Raw genomic sequence first — 337 nt, forward strand, 5'->3', positions numbered from 1 at the left:
AACGGTGCAATCGGTCGATCCGGTCAAGGTCATCACCGTTCGCACGACGGCATTCGACGCCGTTGCGGCCGAAGGTGGCAGCGCAGCCGTTGAGAAGCTCGAGGCCGCAGCGGACAGCGGCCTCACGCAGTTCGTCGGCCGTGAAGTCACGAAGCTCGACCGTCCGGAACTCACGAGCGCGAAGATCATCGTCTCGGGTGGCCGGGGTTTGGGCAGCGGCGAGAACTACACGAAGGTGCTGGAGCCGCTCGCCGACAAGCTCAACGCAGCGCTCGGCGCCTCGCGTGCCGCAGTTGACGCAGGCTACGTGCCGAACGACTACCAGGTCGGTCAGACG

General features: G+C 65.9%; 1 protein-coding gene. It reads left to right on the plus strand.

The features are described 5' to 3' along the window. A partial coding sequence (locus U5A52_RS43180; protein ID WP_321940528.1) for an electron transfer flavoprotein subunit alpha/FixB family protein occupies positions 1 to 337 on the plus strand: 337 nt, incomplete at both ends.

Source organism: Paraburkholderia sp. J8-2, from assembly GCF_905220195.1.
In the GTDB taxonomy this organism is placed as follows: domain Bacteria; phylum Pseudomonadota; class Gammaproteobacteria; order Burkholderiales; family Burkholderiaceae; genus Paraburkholderia.